Below are 14425 nucleotides of genomic sequence, written 5' to 3'. Positions count from 1 at the left end.
TGACGTTGGACCAGGTTGAGATGTGACTATGAGATCAGCGTCGGCGATGACCTTCCGCAGCAACCTGGCACTAGCACGCTCACCAACTCCGAGTAGCAAACGCTTATACCACGGCTGATTCGGGGAAGCAGAGCCCTCCTGCCAAAATACGCTCCTAGCTTCAGAGACGGATCTCGCGCGAGGCAGCCAAGAGCCCGACTTTCCCACTAAAATTGTTGAATACCCCCGCTCCTGTAGCATTCTTGCAAGGGTGAACGCGTAAGACTGAGAACCTCCCGGCCTAAACGCGTTCATGCCAATTACTACCAAGGGGCGAGGAGAGCGCAGAGACATATGGCAATCTTAGAACACGGGGTCTCAATCAGCATCGTCACCTACAACACCTGGGATCGAACTAAACGCTGTATCGAGGCGGCTCTCAAGAGTTGCGATGATTTCCCGATCGAGGTTCTGGTTCATGACAATGGATCAGACGCGGGTGCCCCAACCGCTCTACCTGCCGAAGTGAAAGTACACACCAGCCAGGAGAATGTCGGGTTCGGCGCTGGCAATAATGCCAACCTCGCCAGGGCGAAATATGATCACTTCTTACTCATCAACCCCGACGCGGATTTGACGCGCTCCGCGTTCGATTCTATAATTCGAACGTTGCAGCGACAGAATGTCGCCGCCGTGGCTCCGCTCCTCGTCTATCCGGATGGGCGCCCGCAGCATTCCGTTAGAAGGTTACCGTCAATATCGACTGAAATTGGACGTATCTTCGGGTTGGACCGGTTCCCTGAATCAATATTCTCGACACTCGTCACCGTCGACACTTCGCGAAGTGAGGCCGTGGTTGAACAACCGGCAGGCGCCTTGATGGGATGCCGCACGAGCCTGTTGAAGGAAATTGACGGTTTCGATGAAACCTTCCCGATGTATTTCGAAGATGTAGACCTTTGCAAACGTTTGGCAGATCATGGATCGATTCTGGTTCTCACTAATCAAGAAGTACTGCACGACGGGGAGGGCACTGCTAAAAAGTACCGTGCTGAAACTACATTCTGGACCGAAAACAGTCGTAAGCGATACTATAAGAAGCATCTCGCGGGTGCTAGCGGCATCTTAGTTCTCGCTGTCAGTGCATTGAGCTGCTTCACCCATATGACAGCCTGCGCTGCGAAGACACTAATGGGTAGCTTAGATACTCGAGCGAATTATCGCGCAAAGGCTCGCGGGTACTCTTTGGCATTACTTTCTTATGTCTGGGGCTCAGACGATTATTGGCGTGATCGAATGATGGCGAAGTGAAGAGAATATTGGTCTTGACTACTTACCCGGCATTAGATGCGAGCCGCCGCCTTCGAATCGACCCCCTTGTCGACGCTCTTGTCCAGGACGGTCAGAGCGTGCGCGTACACGAGCTGCTTAGTGCACGGGCATTCTCCCGTAAAAACGGGAGCAAAGTACAACGCGCATATTCCGCCCTTGTCCTGCTGGCACGGCTCGTACAGCGCTTCTTTGTTTTGGCAACGCCATATGATGTGTTGATTGTTCATCGAGAAGCTTCGCCCTTTTTCACGCCTTGGGTTGAACGATTCGCGGCCAGACGGCGGCGCACGCTGTCCGTGCTGGATGTCGACGATGCAGTCTATGTGCAGCCAACTCACACGAAGGATTGGCGTCGTTGGTTACGCGACCCCGCGCGCGCCCTCGAGTTCGCGCAGATCTTTGATCTCATTCTTTGCGGGAGCCCCACCTTGCAATCCGCGTTCAGCGGACACCGAGCTTACGTAGCGAAGGCTCCAACATGCCCGCCAGCTGCCGTTTGGGACATTACTGGAGATTATTCAGAGCCGGTGACTGTTTTGTGGACGGGGAGCCAAAGCACTCTAGCAAGTCTTCAAGAAGTTCTCCCAGAAGTTTTAGACGCATGTGAGGACGAGGGCGCCACTTTGTATGTTTTGGGCGGCGACAACATTCGAGAGTTGGCGTATCATCCTCGACTGGTCGCCGAGAAGTGGTCTGAAGCTCGAGAACTGGAGCTACTCTCGCGAGCCGCAATTGGTCTCATGCCTATCCCGGACACCGCTTGGGAACAAGGCAAATCGGGTTATAAGGCAATTCTATATATTTGCGCCGGCATGCGGGTCCTGCTATCGCCTGTCGGCATGAACAGCGATCTCGCGGACCGTTATACGAACGTTCGACGGTGTGCGCCTGGTATGTGGAGAAGCGAACTCATACGAATGATGAAGGAGGTAAAAAGCTCTAGTCGTGACGCAGGAATGCGCTCCAACGCAATGAGGGAATTCGATGTTCGCGCCAATGCGCGCGGTCTAGCCAACTCAATTCTTTCTCGGGCGTATGAGCTCGACCGACAGTAGACGGGCACCTGAGGCATACCTTCTCGCCAGTCGCTTCGGATCCTGCAGCAGCCGAAAGACCCATTCTGCGCCGATTTTTCTTGCCCATTGCGGAGCGCGTGCCTCCTCACCCGCGAGGAAACCGAACCAGCCACCGCAAGTCATCACAACGCATGCAGGCAGTTGCGCAAGGTGAGACTTGCACCATTCCATTTCCATAGGAGAGCCCATTCCTACGAATAGGATATCCGGAAGTGATGACCTGAGCTCAGTCAGTTCGTGGTCCCACGATGACCGGAACCCGTGAGATGTGTACACCACTTCACCGAGCTGTAACGCTTCAAGCCGAGAAGCCGCTCGTTCCGCAATGCCCGACTCGCCGCCTATAAGAGCAATTCGAGCCGGCGTTCCGTTCGACTGCCAGTGAGCGAGCACTTGTGGAGCGAGATCCGTTGTTGGCGACCGCTTCATAAGCCGTGCTCCATTTTTGCGACCCACTAGAACGACGGCTACCCCGTCTGCGTAGGTTAGGGCGGCTGTGTTCATCGTGCTTATATGGCTGGCGCTGCGGTTCGCCTCTACAAGCCCGCCCACGTGAAGCGCATATGCTATTAGTGGTCGGCTAGTTTGACGCCGGGAGGCAATCCAGTCAGCTATCTGGTCCTGAGAAGCATCGGCTACCGCTATGTCAGAAACGAGAACCGTTTTGCCATCCCAACTGTCAGGCGTCGAGTATGGGCGAGTCACTACCATGCCAGATTACTCTCGTAGTTCATCGGGTTTGCTCCTCGTATTATTCGTAACCGTCTGCTCAGCTGCGGGTGGCATCGCTCTTGTTCTTGAGATGACTGTGCTTGCCGGTCTGAGTGGATCGATCCTGCTGGCGGCGCTCCTAGCTTACAGCCCCTTGACAACCAGCTCAGCGGTCATGACGGCTACCCTTCTTATCGGCTCGCTCAATATCCCGCAGGTAGCCGGGGTTTCTCTGCTGAATGTGGCACTCGCTGTCTGCGTGTTCTTTTTATCGGTCAGTAGACCGGTCAGCGGGCCGAAGCTGAACTCCGGTTATCCGATATGGTTCAGCGCAGCGCTACTAATCTCACTAATCTCGTTCGACAACTTGGCCGGAGTTGCTGCCCTTTCCACACCCGTTCTGGTTGGTGTTCTAGCTTTGCAAATCACTCGACGGAACCCGGCTGCCCTGCTCGTCGGCATGGGCGTTGCCGGAATTGTCCATGGTGGAGTTGGTCTAGCGGAAAGCATGTTCCACTTCTCAGTCAACTACACCGATTGGAAAGACCCGTCAGCGGCCGACGTGGCAGGCATACGACGAGCTGCGTCCACTATCGGTGATCCGAATTACCTCGCCGCCACCATGATCGCTTGTTTGCCTGGCGTCGTTTTCCTCTCAGGAAGATTCAACCGAAGTGCAGCAGTTCTTGTTTCGATCGGGTACGTGATCACGTTCACGCTGACTTTCTCTAGGGGAGCCTTCTTGGCTGCTGCAATAGGGTTGATCGTTTACATATGGATTAAGAGGCGGGACCGCGGAATCCCCCGTTTCCTCTTGTTTGGAGCCACGGCAGCTGCCGGTGGACTGGCGCTGGTTCTCAGCCCGATCGGCAGTGCCATCATGAACCGGTTCGACACTGCCGAGGCCAGCACGCAATCTCGTTGGACTCTGCAGTCCGCCACCTTCGAAATATTTCAGCAGAACTGGATAAACGGTGTCGGTCTAGGCGCCCTCTCCGATCACCTCGCTCCAATCGGCTATGCTCTCGTGCCCTTGAACGCTAAAGGGGACCTTGCTTTCCTCCCTCAGACTGACCCTCTCAACACATATCTATTGGTGGCCGCCGAAAGCGGGGTTTTAGCTTTGGCGCTGTCCGTTGCGGTTCTGTACGTGGGCTATTCACGGGCCGCAAGAACGAGTGCCATTCTTGCCTCCGCTGTAACCTGCCTTGCAGTGTTAGGTTTCACGCTCGATCTCTTGCAGGCTCTTCCAGCGTGGGCTGTCTTGACATATGCGATTCACCATGTCGCGCAGAGCGTTAGATCCGACCACATGGCAGGACCGGCGGGGCTTACCGTTTCCGGCGTCTTTCGTCCTGAACCACCTGCGCTTCTGAATCGACGTTAGCCGGTTGCACTGTTGTAACGGGACAAGGCTTGCGTGCTTACGAGGGTACATTCTGCCCTAGCCTTATCCAGGAAGCGCTGTCGATCGACCAACTCAGCGCCTCTATCCGAGGCCGCTGGCCTGACAGGCGGATACGGCGTCAATCACCACACCCGATTCTGCATCAAATAAGTAGGGGGAGTCAGAAAGATCGTGATTTCTAAGTTAGTCCGTGGTGCAAAGAAGCGACCTTCACCATGGGTCTTCATCGGTGTAGTCGGAGCCATAACATTGCTGTCGGTAGCGCTCGGAGTGAGCTGGCTCGCCTTTAAGGCAAATCAAATCCGTGACAGTCTGTCTGCGGCGGCTTCCTCAGTTACGGAATTACGAGCGACATGGACCCCCGGGAATGAGGAAGCACTAGAATCGACGTTCGCCGAGCTCAAGAAGGAAATCTCAGCTGCCCATTCAGCCGCGAGCGATCCACTGTGGAGAACCGCACACCTGCTCCCGCAGGTGGGGGGAAACTTCTCAGCTGTTACCGCCGTAACTGTTTCCGCTAACGATGTAGTGACTGCAGCAGAGCCCCTCGTTGAAGCTGTGGGGAGCCTCGAATGGGAGAACCTTGCGCCTGAGAACGGACGAGTCGACTTGCAACCGATTCAGGACATCGCACCGAATTTGACCTCAGCAGCTTCCACCATTGAACTGTCACATGAACGCCTAGTGAATATCGATAGAGCGGATCTCTTGCCCCAAGTGTCTGACCCTCTAGCCAAACTTACGGTCGACTTGGGGGAGGTATCGGCTCAGTTGTCTGCAGCAGCTGGAACCGCGGGAATCCTCCCTGAGATGCTGGGAGTCGAAGAGGAACGCAATTATGTGGTGCTCATCCAGAACAGCGCAGAGATACGCGCGACCGGCGGCATCCCTGGGGCACTTGCAGTGATCAATGCAGAGCGCGGGAAGATTGAGCTAGCACAACAATCGAGTGCAACTAAGATGGGGCGGTTCGATCCTCCACTGATTGCCGATCGTGAACAGGCCGCCATCTATAGCGCCCGAATGGGGCGCTTCATGCAAAGCGTTAACCTAACTCCTGATTTCCCAACGGCGGCTCAGACGGCTGCCGAAATGTGGGAAACGAGTGACGGGGACGCCAGCGTAGACGGCGTAGTTGCGCTCGACCCGGTCGCTCTCGCTCATATCCTGGAGGCTACGGGCCCCGTTGAGCTTGACTTTGAAGATCCACAATTAGGAGATCTCCTCGCCGTTTCAGACCTTCCTTCTTCACTGTCAGCAGAGAACGTTGTGGAAACACTCCTCTCCAATGTTTATGCGGAGATAGAGCAACCAGAACTGCAAGACGTATATTTTGCGGCGGTCGCTTCAGAAGTGTTCAGTGCGTTGACTTCCGGCACCGCCGATAGCGCGGGCCTTATACAGTCTCTGGTTCGGAGTGCAGGCGAGGGACGTTTGTACATCTGGTCGACGCACGCGGATGAGCAAGCGGTCATCGAGTCGTCGAACCTATCAGGAAGCGTTACCGGCGCGGGATCGGGGGGAGCGGCTTTCGGTGCCTACTTCAATGACGGCACCGGCGCCAAGATGGATTACTATATGCGGCGCACCGTCCAACTGCAGAGAAGCTGCACGTCGGATGGCTATCTCCAGTACACGTTGACGGCAACTCTGACAAACAGGGCACCTGTAGACGCAGCTGAGTCGTTGCCCGCTTATGTGACGGGTGGAGGAGCATTCGGAGTCCCACCTGGCACTGTGCAAACGAACTTCGTCGGATATGGCCCGAGCCAATCGCGCCTCCAAACAGCCCGGATTGATGGCGTTTCAGTACCCCTTGGGTCTCACCAACACGGCGACCGTCCAGTCGGCGTCGTCACCACAAGCCTTGCTCCCGGGCAGACCGCGACCGTCGAATTAGACTTCACGAACGTTGTCCAAACCTCGCAGCCAGTACTGGACGTCACACCAACCATTCAGCCGATGAACGAGGTCATTCTGCCTCTCCAGGGAGACAGCACCTGTGGCTGAACAGAAAAGCGCAGGTGGACTTTCGGTTAAAAGTTCACTGTTTGTTACAGGTACCTGATTACTCCTAGGAGTAATAGGGTAGTGTCACTTGCGGAAACCCTGACGAAGATCTGCGGGTTGGGTGAGCAGAACGGGCACCGGACGTTGGTAGAGTCTTTCGTGAGGTAGTTGGGGCTGGGGGAAAACATCTTCAGGTCGATCACCGCTAGAAGTCTGTCATAAACACCTTTATTGGGGAGTCTTAATGAAAAAAGCTATCGCAGCTGTCGCAATCGCCAGCTCACTCACCTTCGTTGGAGCCGGCGCAGCGCAAGCTCTGACTTACACTCCGACCCCGTCTCAGGGCACAGTTAGCGACGGAACCGTTGCTCCCGGTGAAGCTGTGGTCTTCAGCAGCAATCAAGGTCTTTTCACTCCGGGCGAGATCATCGACGTTACTGTTGACTTCGTGGCGGGTGAGCCCGCGGCTTCCGGCGCTGCAGCTGGCGCCGGTCGCGTCGGCGCCGCTCTCGGAGGGCCGATTCTGCCCCTAGCAGTAGTCCTCACGGACACTGTGACCGCAGACGCAGAAGGTAATTTCTCCTTCTCAGTAACGCTGAAGGAAGAGGGGACCTACACTCTCACCGCCACTGGCCGTGAGTCAGGACAGACAGTCACCTCGACCGTCGCAGTAGATGCCCCTGAAGCAACTGTGGGCGGGGGAACTACCGGATCCACCGGCACCACTCCCAGTGGCGGCCTCGCCAACACCGGCATCGATTCCGCTATGCTCCTTTGGGGTGCGGCTGGCATCGGTGCTCTCGGTCTGGGTGCAGGAAGCATCTTCGTTGCACGTCGCCGCGCGAGTGCCACCGCATAAATGAGTCGAGCAACAAGACAGAATCGGTAGAAAGCGTCTGTCCGATTGTCACGGTCGTTGCAGCTCCCGTAGATTCTGGGAGCTGCAACGACCGTTCCGTTTCACCAAAGAAGTATCCAGGCGGACGTAGTGCACGCCGGAGCCGAAGGATCGGTTCCGTCATAACGGCCCGGTCTGGAACTGAGGGCGCGGCCGCCCAAATGGTCGGATAGCAGAAAGCTTGCTTCCGGTAGAGATCCGCAACACAGCATCGTCTGGGAGCCCGCTTCGGATGAGCGAATGCACGCCCACACAGAAGAAGTAGCTCGCCGTCATGTCCGACCGATCCACGCCGGCGGTAAAACTCGACTGAAACTTCATCGGGCGTGCACCAGCTTGTGTGTACCGCAAGGCTGAGATTGTGGAAAAGGGGACGGGACTACCCGGGCCGCTCAGCCCGCTAAGTGGGCCACTCCCATGCAAGGAAAATCACTTCCGGCACCGGAATTTCGGGCTGGACCGGGCTGGTTGCACTCCGTGAAGGGATCAACACGGTCCCGCTGACAAGCCGTCGGCATCCCAGTCTGGTAACAGTAGCTCCTATGCTTAGCAGGAGTCTTATCTGCTGTTGGGGCTTACACGTTGAAGGAAATAGGTGTTCATGGGTAGCGTTCTGACAATCCGTGGTGGTGTCCCTCTCGCAGGCAAGGTGACCGTGCGCGGTGCCAAGAATCTGGTACCGAAAGCGATGGTCGCTGCGCTTCTGGGGAACTCTCCGTCGGTTCTCAGGAACGTCCCTGAGATCAAGGACGTCGAGGTCGTCACCAGCCTTTTGAAGCTGCATGGCGTCGAGGTGAGCAAGGATCCGGTCACCGGAGACCTCACCATGGATCCCGCCAACGCCAAAATGGCAGCCTCGAAGGACATCGACGCGCACGCCGGTGATTCCCGCATTCCCATCCTCTTTTGTGGTCCGCTCATGCACAGCATCGGCGAGGCCTTCATCCCGGACCTCGGCGGATGCAAAATCGGCGACCGCCCCATTGACTACCATCTGCAGGTGTTACGGAATTTCGGCGCCGTCGTCGACAAGCGTCCCGGCGGAATCTCAATCTCCGCACCCAAGGGCCTCCACGGAGCAAAGCTCGAGCTGCCGTACCCGAGTGTGGGTGCCACCGAGCAGGTGCTGCTGACCGCCACCCGCGCAGAGGGCATCACCGAACTCAAAGGCGCGGCCGTTGAGCCGGAGATCATGGATCTCATCGCAGTGCTGCAGAAGATGGGCGCCATCATCACCGTGCAGACGGACCGGACAATCCGGATCGAGGGAGTGGCCGAGTTGGGCGGCTTCAACCACAAGGCCATCTCCGATCGCAACGAGACGGCGTCGTGGGCTTCTGCTGCTCTGGTAACGCGCGGCGACATCTATGTTGAAGGCGCCCGCCAGCTGGACCTCACCGCCTTCCTGAACACATACCGCAAAATCGGCGGTGCCTTCGATGTGAATGACGACGGCATCCGTTTCTACCACCCGGGCGGTAAGCTCTCGCCTCTGGTTCTGGAGACGGACGTCCACCCCGGTTTCATGACTGATTGGCAGCAACCGCTGGTGGTTGCGCTCACGCAGGCAGAGGGCGTGTCGATTGTGCACGAGACCGTGTATGAGAACCGCTTCGGCTTCACTGACGCCCTGGTGCGCATGGGCGCCAACATTCAGGTGCACCGCGAATGCCTCGGCAGCGTCCCCTGCCGATTTGGCCAGCGGAACTTCCTGCATTCAGCCGTCATCTCCGGGCCTGTGCAACTGCACGGAACCGATATCGACGTGCCGGATCTCCGCGGCGGATTCAGCCACCTCATCGCCGCATTGGCGGCGAACGGAACTTCCCGCGTCACCGGTATCGAGCTCATCAACCGCGGTTACGAGCGGTTCCAGGACAAGCTCGAGGGACTCGGCGCTGACTTTGACGTCGCCGAAACGGCAGACGCGGGAATCGGCCGCTAAGCGTGGCCGCACGCCAGGTGCCGGTGGAACGGACGACGACGGGAGTCATCTACTCGCTCGATGTGGCCAGAGAGGCGATCGATGGCGGCGGCGGAATTATCATCTACTCCGATGGGCAGCACCGGCGCTGAACGGCTCGCCCTTCAGACCGGGGCGCCCGTTGTGTCCATCGGGTCGCGCAGGTCTCTTCGCGGTACGCGTATCCGAACACCTCGAACACCTCGACCACCTCGCACATCCGAGCGTCTACGTAATCACTGACACGGTGAAAAGATTCTCGAACCTCACGGAGCGGCAGCGCTGCCGAGACGCTGCTAACTTGGTAACCCACGGATGTTACACAATCCCATGCTATTCGCCGGACGCTCGGGCCACGTCGTTCCTGCTCGTGGTAACCCCACGGTAGGGCAAAGAGGAAAGCGGGTTGCTCCCGCGCGTCACAGGATTCGTCTGATACTGGGACTTAGGTGTGCCCGTCGAAAAGGCTAGTTACCGATCCGTCATCGAACACTTCCCGAATCGCGCGAGCGATCAGCGGTGCGATCGACAACACCGTCAGCTGCGGGAAGCGCTTCTCCGGGCCGATCGGCAGTGTGTTGGTCACAACTACTTCCCGTGCACCTGACTCCGCCAAGCGCCGCGCCGCCGGGTCTGAGAAGACTGCGTGCGTCGCCGCGATGATGACGTCTTTCGCTCCGGCATTCTTCAGTACTGCGACGGCTCCGGAAATAGTTCCCCCGGTGTCGATCATGTCGTCGATGAGCACACAGGTGCGGCCTTCGACCTGGCCCACGACGGTTTTGGATATCGCCTGGTTCGGGACGGTGAGGTCACGGCTCTTGTGCACGAATGCCAATGGCGCTCCCCCAAGTCTCTCTGCCCACTGCTCTGCCACACGTACACGACCGGTGTCCGGAGACACAACGGTGATGTTGTCAGCGTCCACGCGACCTCTGATGTAGTCAGCGAGCAGCGGAATAGCCATGAGGTGATCAACCGGACCATCGAAGAAGCCCTGGATCTGGGCGGTGTGAAGGTCAACCGACATCAATCGATCAGCGCCCGCAGTCCTGTAAAGGTCCGCGACGAGGCGAGCCGAAATGGGTTCGCGCCCACGCCCCTTCTTGTCCTGGCGGGCATAGGGGTAAAAAGGGGAGACGACGGTGATGCGCTTGGCAGAAGCACGCTTCAAAGAGTCCACCATGATCAGCTGCTCCATGAGCCAGTTGTTCAACGGCGCGGGATGGGCCTGAATAACGAATACATCAGTGCCGCGAACGCTTTCTCCGGATCGGACGTAGATCTCCCCGTTCGCGAAATCGTAGGCCGAGATGGGCAGAAGTTCTGTGTCCAGAACCCGCGCGATCTCTTCGGCCAGTTCTGGATGGGCCCGCCCCGAGGCGAGGACCAGTTTCTTTTCCCCGCGTGCCGTGATCTCGCTCATGAAGGATCGCTTTCTTCCGTGGATGAATGTGAAGTGGAAGCTTTGGCAGCTGACGTAGCAGCTGCAGTACCGGCGCGGTTCTGCTCGACCCAACCGTCCAAATTACGCTGCGGGGCGGCGGCAATGGTCAGTGCGCCGGCGGGGACGTCCTTTCGAACTATCGCCCCCGCGCCCGTGTAAGCACCGTCTCCGATCGACACAGGCGCCACGAAGACGGTGTTGGAACCAGTCCTGACGTCGCTGCCTATGATGGTGCGGTGCTTGTTCACGCCGTCGTAGTTGGCAGTGATGTTGCCGCATCCGATATTAGTGTTTTCGCCGATCTCCGCATCGCCGGCGTAGCCGAGGTGGGAGAGTTTGGAACCGCGGCCAATCGTCACGTTCTTCGTCTCGTAGAAAGCGCCGATCTTGCCAGACTCCCCCAGCACGGTTCCTGGGCGCAGGTAGGTGAACGGACCCACTGAGGCGCCTGGGCCGATGCGCGCACCGCTGCCGTGCGTCCGGGTTACCGTCGCACCCTCTTCGATCACCACATCAGTGAGGGTGCAATATGGACCAACGATTGCATCGCGGGCAACCTGAGTTGCTCCGTGAAGGAGCGTTCCCGGGAGGATGGTGACGTCCTCGTCAAGCTGGACGTCTACGTCAATCCAAGTGCTGTTGGTGTCGACGATCGTTACGCCCGCCCGCATCCACCGCTCGAGTGTGCGCCGGTTGAGTTCTGCGCCGAGCGCGGCAAGCTGCACGCGGTCGTTCGCTCCCTCGACCTGCCAGCGGTCAGATGAAACGACTGCGGCTACGCGGCCGCCTGCCTTTCGTGCGACCGATGGGACGTCCGTCAGGTACATCTCGCCCTGAGCATTGTTCGAGTCAACGCTGGTAAGGCTTTCGCGAAGCACTGAGGCATCGAACGCGTAGATACCCGAATTGATTTCCTTGATGGCGCGCTGCTCTTCGGTGGCGTCCTTGTGTTCCACAATGCCGGTCACAGTGCCGTCCTCAGCCCGAACGATGCGTCCGTACCCGGCTGCGTCCTCGAGGACAGCCGTGAGGATAGTTACAGCGTTGGATTCCTGTTCATGAGTGCGCACCAGCTCCTGCAGCGTTGCTGTGTCGAGCAGTGGGACGTCACCGTAGGTCACGACGACGGTTCCCTGGACAACCGATTGCGCATCCAGTGCGTCGAGCGCGATCTGCACGGCGCGACCCGTGCCAGGAAGATCATCCTGATCCACGATGAGCGCTCCGGCATCAAGTTCCGCGATATGTGCGGCGACAAGGTCCCGTTCGTGGCGGACAACCACCGCGAGCTCCTGGGGTGCGAGACCACGAGCTGCGGCAAGCGCGTGGCCCACCATGGATGTCCCGCCTATACGGTGAAGAATTTTAGGTGTGCGGGACTTCATCCGGGTCCCGGCTCCGGCTGCCAGAACTATCACTGCCGCAGGCGTTGACTCCGCCTGATTGGACTGGTTCTCGTGGCTCACTAAGAGGCCGCTCCTTGCCTGTCTCTGACGCCTGCTGGCCTGCCGTTCCGCCCATAGGATTCGAACCTATACTCCACAGCTCCAAAGGCTGGGGTGCTGCCGTTACACCAGGGCGGACCGCGTGACATCAGCCGAAGCGGATCAGCTCACGCGACTACCTAGTTTGCCATGCCCGAGAGGCATCCTGCGACTTCACCACCCGCTAGCCATCTAACAGGTTCAGGAGGTACGCCCCGTACCCACTCTTAGCGAGCGGTGTCGCAGTCGCCCTAAGCTCGTCGTCAGTGATGAATCCTTGGCGCCATGCGATCTCCTCGGGCGCACCAATCTTGGTTCCCTGGCGTGCCTCAATAGTTCGGATGTAATTCGAAGCATCATTCAGGGAATCAAACGTGCCGGTGTCCAACCAGGCGGTACCTCTCGGGAGGATGGAAACCTGAAGATCTCCACTTTCCATATAGACCCTGTTGATGTCCGTGATCTCAAGCTCTCCCCTGGGCGAAGGCTTCAAACTACGAGCGATCTCTACGACTCGCGAATCGTAGAAGTACAGCCCCGGCACCGCGAAGTTGCTTCGGGGATTAGCCGGTTTCTCCTCCAAGGAGATCGCGCGATTCATAGAGTCAAACTCGACCACGCCGTAGTCCTGAGGATTGGAAACCTGGTAGGCGAAAACAGCACCGCCGTTGATATCCGTCAGACGACCAAGCTGAGTGCCCAAACCCGGTCCATAGAAGATGTTATCTCCCAGAACGAGGGCCGCGTTTTCACCAGCCAGGTGTTGCTCACCAATGAGGAATGCTTGTGCAAGGCCATCCGGCGAAGGCTGCGCTTTGTAAGACAGGTTCATACCGAACTGAGAGCCGTCCCTGAGCAGTCGCTGAAACTGGTCCTGATCAGACGGAGTAGTGATGATGAGGACGTCCTTAATGCCCGCGAGCATCAAAGTGGACAGGGGGTAGTAGATCATCGGCTTGTCGTATACCGGAACCAACTGCTTGCTTATTCCATGGGTGATCGGATGGAGTCGTGAGCCAGTGCCACCAGCAAGAATGATTCCCCTCATTACCCCTGTATATAGGGGAAGTATGAAGTGAAGCAATCTCGATAGCTTCTAGACGGTAATGTGCAGGGGTGAGGAATCTCCTAATAACCGGCGGTGCCGGCTTCATCGGGTCGAATTTTGTGCATTTTGTTCTTGCAACCACCGACTGCAGCGTGACGGTGCTGGATAAGCTGACCTATGCAGGCAACCGGGACTCCTTAGCAGGGTTGTCCGATGCGAGATGTCGCCTGGTGGTGGGCGATATAGCCGATCCTGATACGGTAGACCCGCTAGTTCGGGAAGCAGATGCTGTAGTCCATTACGCGGCTGAATCGCACAACGACAACTCCCTCCATGACCCAAGACCGTTCCTGGACACAAACATCGTGGGCACTTATACCTTGTTGGAGTCGGTCAGAAAGTACGAGAAGCGCTACCATCACGTCAGTACAGACGAGGTTTACGGCGACCTTGAGCTCGACGATCCCGCTAGATTCACCGAAGCTACGCCCTACAACCCGTCGAGTCCCTATTCATCAACCAAGGCAGCGTCTGACCTCCTCGTTCGGGCATGGGTGCGATCCTTCGGTGTGGCAGCCACCATCAGCAATTGCTCGAATAATTACGGCCCCTATCAGCACGTTGAAAAGTTCATCCCTCGTCAGATCACCAACGTCATCGATGGAATCCGGCCGAAGTTGTATGGGGCAGGAGAGAACGTGCGGGATTGGATTCATGCCAATGATCACTCGGACGCTGTATGGACGATCTTGCATAGGGGCCGGATTGGGGAGACCTATTTGATCGGTGCCGATGGTGAGAAGTCGAACAGGGAGGTCGTGGAACTCATTCTGTCGTCGATGGGCCAGCCATCCGATGCCTACGATCAGGTGGTAGACCGCGTTGGTCACGACCTTCGCTACGCGATTGATTCGTCAAAACTGCGCTTAGAACTCGACTGGACACCGAAGTATTCGAACTTTGAGCAGGGCATTGCAGATACGATTCAGTGGTACCAGGGCAACGAGGCTTGGTGGCGACCCCAGAAAGCTGCCACGGAACAGAAGTACGTCGAGTTGGGGCAGTAGTA

12 protein-coding genes and 1 tRNA gene are annotated in these 14425 nt (G+C 57.6%); 8 read left to right on the top strand and 5 right to left on the bottom strand.

Annotated elements, in window-relative coordinates:
• The first annotated feature begins 333 nt into the window (after nt 1-333).
• Nucleotides 334-1290 carry a glycosyltransferase family 2 protein gene (locus ACZ2GY_RS04830; RefSeq protein ID WP_471673160.1) on the top strand — a complete coding sequence of 319 codons (957 nt, stop codon included), beginning with the start codon at nt 334-336 and terminating at the stop codon, nt 1288-1290.
• Nucleotides 1287-2366 carry a glycosyltransferase family protein gene (locus tag ACZ2GY_RS04825; RefSeq protein WP_471673159.1) on the top strand — a complete coding sequence of 360 codons (1080 nt, stop codon included), beginning with the start codon at nt 1287-1289 and terminating at the stop codon, nt 2364-2366. The genes ACZ2GY_RS04830 and ACZ2GY_RS04825 overlap by 4 nt, the downstream gene beginning before the upstream one ends.
• On the opposite strand, the gene ACZ2GY_RS04820 is transcribed toward ACZ2GY_RS04825, so the two are convergent.
• Entirely contained in the window at nt 2328-2891 is a 564-nt protein-coding gene (locus ACZ2GY_RS04820; protein ID WP_471673158.1) for a WecB/TagA/CpsF family glycosyltransferase, read from the bottom strand. The two genes, ACZ2GY_RS04825 and ACZ2GY_RS04820, sit on opposite strands and share 39 nt — an antisense overlap.
• Before the next feature lie 298 nt (nt 2892-3189).
• Between ACZ2GY_RS04820 and ACZ2GY_RS04815 the strand changes: the two genes are divergently transcribed.
• The 5 genes from ACZ2GY_RS04815 to ACZ2GY_RS04795 all read left to right on the top strand — a co-directional run bounded on the left by ACZ2GY_RS04815 (nt 3190) and on the right by ACZ2GY_RS04795 (nt 9490).
• Nucleotides 3190-4485, top strand: a complete 1296-nt coding sequence (locus ACZ2GY_RS04815; protein ID WP_471673157.1) for an O-antigen ligase family protein — start codon at nt 3190-3192, stop codon at nt 4483-4485.
• A 549-nt stretch (nt 4486-5034) separates the two neighbouring features.
• Nucleotides 5035-6516, top strand: coding sequence for a DUF4012 domain-containing protein (locus tag ACZ2GY_RS04810; RefSeq protein WP_471673156.1), 1482 nt, complete (start codon nt 5035-5037; stop codon nt 6514-6516).
• Between the two features lie 244 nt (nt 6517-6760).
• Nucleotides 6761-7375, top strand: coding sequence for an LPXTG cell wall anchor domain-containing protein (locus ACZ2GY_RS04805; protein WP_471673155.1), 615 nt, complete (start codon nt 6761-6763; stop codon nt 7373-7375).
• Nucleotides 7376-8015: 640 nt separating this feature from the next.
• Nucleotides 8016-9359: a UDP-N-acetylglucosamine 1-carboxyvinyltransferase gene (gene murA / locus ACZ2GY_RS04800; RefSeq protein ID WP_056548381.1), complete on the top strand. Its 1344-nt coding sequence runs from the start codon at nt 8016-8018 to the stop codon at nt 9357-9359.
• Between the two features lie 2 nt (nt 9360-9361).
• Complete coding sequence (locus ACZ2GY_RS04795) at nt 9362-9490, top strand: hypothetical protein (RefSeq protein ID WP_471673154.1); 129 nt, start codon at nt 9362-9364, stop codon at nt 9488-9490.
• A 332-nt stretch (nt 9491-9822) separates the two neighbouring features.
• Here ACZ2GY_RS04795 and ACZ2GY_RS04790 read toward each other — a convergent pair whose 3' ends face one another.
• From ACZ2GY_RS04790 to rfbA, 4 genes are all read right to left on the bottom strand, one after another.
• Nucleotides 9823-10803 carry a ribose-phosphate diphosphokinase gene (locus ACZ2GY_RS04790; protein WP_471673153.1) on the bottom strand — a complete coding sequence of 327 codons (981 nt, stop codon included), beginning with the start codon at nt 10801-10803 and terminating at the stop codon, nt 9823-9825.
• Nucleotides 10800-12209, bottom strand: a complete 1410-nt coding sequence (gene glmU, locus ACZ2GY_RS04785) for a bifunctional UDP-N-acetylglucosamine diphosphorylase/glucosamine-1-phosphate N-acetyltransferase GlmU (RefSeq protein WP_471673552.1) — start codon at nt 12207-12209, stop codon at nt 10800-10802. The genes ACZ2GY_RS04790 and glmU overlap by 4 nt, the downstream gene beginning before the upstream one ends.
• A gap of 126 nt (nt 12210-12335) precedes the next feature.
• A tRNA-Gln gene (locus tag ACZ2GY_RS04780) sits at nt 12336-12407 on the bottom strand.
• Between the two features lie 85 nt (nt 12408-12492).
• Entirely contained in the window at nt 12493-13356 is an 864-nt protein-coding gene (gene rfbA, locus ACZ2GY_RS04775; RefSeq protein WP_471673152.1) for a glucose-1-phosphate thymidylyltransferase RfbA, read from the bottom strand.
• Between the two features lie 68 nt (nt 13357-13424).
• Here rfbA and rfbB point away from each other — a divergent pair, with 68 nt between their 5' ends.
• On the top strand, nt 13425-14423 hold the full coding sequence (gene rfbB / locus ACZ2GY_RS04770; protein WP_471673151.1) for a dTDP-glucose 4,6-dehydratase: 999 nt from the start codon (nt 13425-13427) through the stop codon (nt 14421-14423).
• The last annotated feature ends 2 nt before the right edge of the window (nt 14424-14425 follow it).

This window comes from Arthrobacter sp. KKT183 (assembly GCF_055657625.1).
Note: the sequence above shows the minus strand (reverse complement) of the source record. Positions and strands in the feature narration are given on the sequence as shown.

Excerpts from the sequence above, each read along its gene's own strand:
- murA (WP_056548381.1), top strand. The coding sequence starts at position 8,016 with ATGGGTAGCGTTCTGACAATCCGTGGTGGTGTCCCTCTCGCAGGCAAG.
- ACZ2GY_RS04790 (WP_471673153.1), bottom strand. The coding sequence starts at position 10,803 with ATGAGCGAGATCACGGCACGCGGGGAAAAGAAACTGGTCCTCGCCTCG.
- glmU (WP_471673552.1), bottom strand. The coding sequence starts at position 12,209 with ATGAAGTCCCGCACACCTAAAATTCTTCACCGTATAGGCGGGACATCC.
- ACZ2GY_RS04830 (WP_471673160.1), top strand. The coding sequence starts at position 334 with ATGGCAATCTTAGAACACGGGGTCTCAATCAGCATCGTCACCTACAAC.
- ACZ2GY_RS04815 (WP_471673157.1), top strand. The coding sequence starts at position 3,190 with ATGACTGTGCTTGCCGGTCTGAGTGGATCGATCCTGCTGGCGGCGCTC.
- ACZ2GY_RS04820 (WP_471673158.1), bottom strand. The coding sequence starts at position 2,891 with ATGAACACAGCCGCCCTAACCTACGCAGACGGGGTAGCCGTCGTTCTA.
- rfbA (WP_471673152.1), bottom strand. The coding sequence starts at position 13,356 with ATGAGGGGAATCATTCTTGCTGGTGGCACTGGCTCACGACTCCATCCG.
- ACZ2GY_RS04805 (WP_471673155.1), top strand. The coding sequence starts at position 6,761 with ATGAAAAAAGCTATCGCAGCTGTCGCAATCGCCAGCTCACTCACCTTC.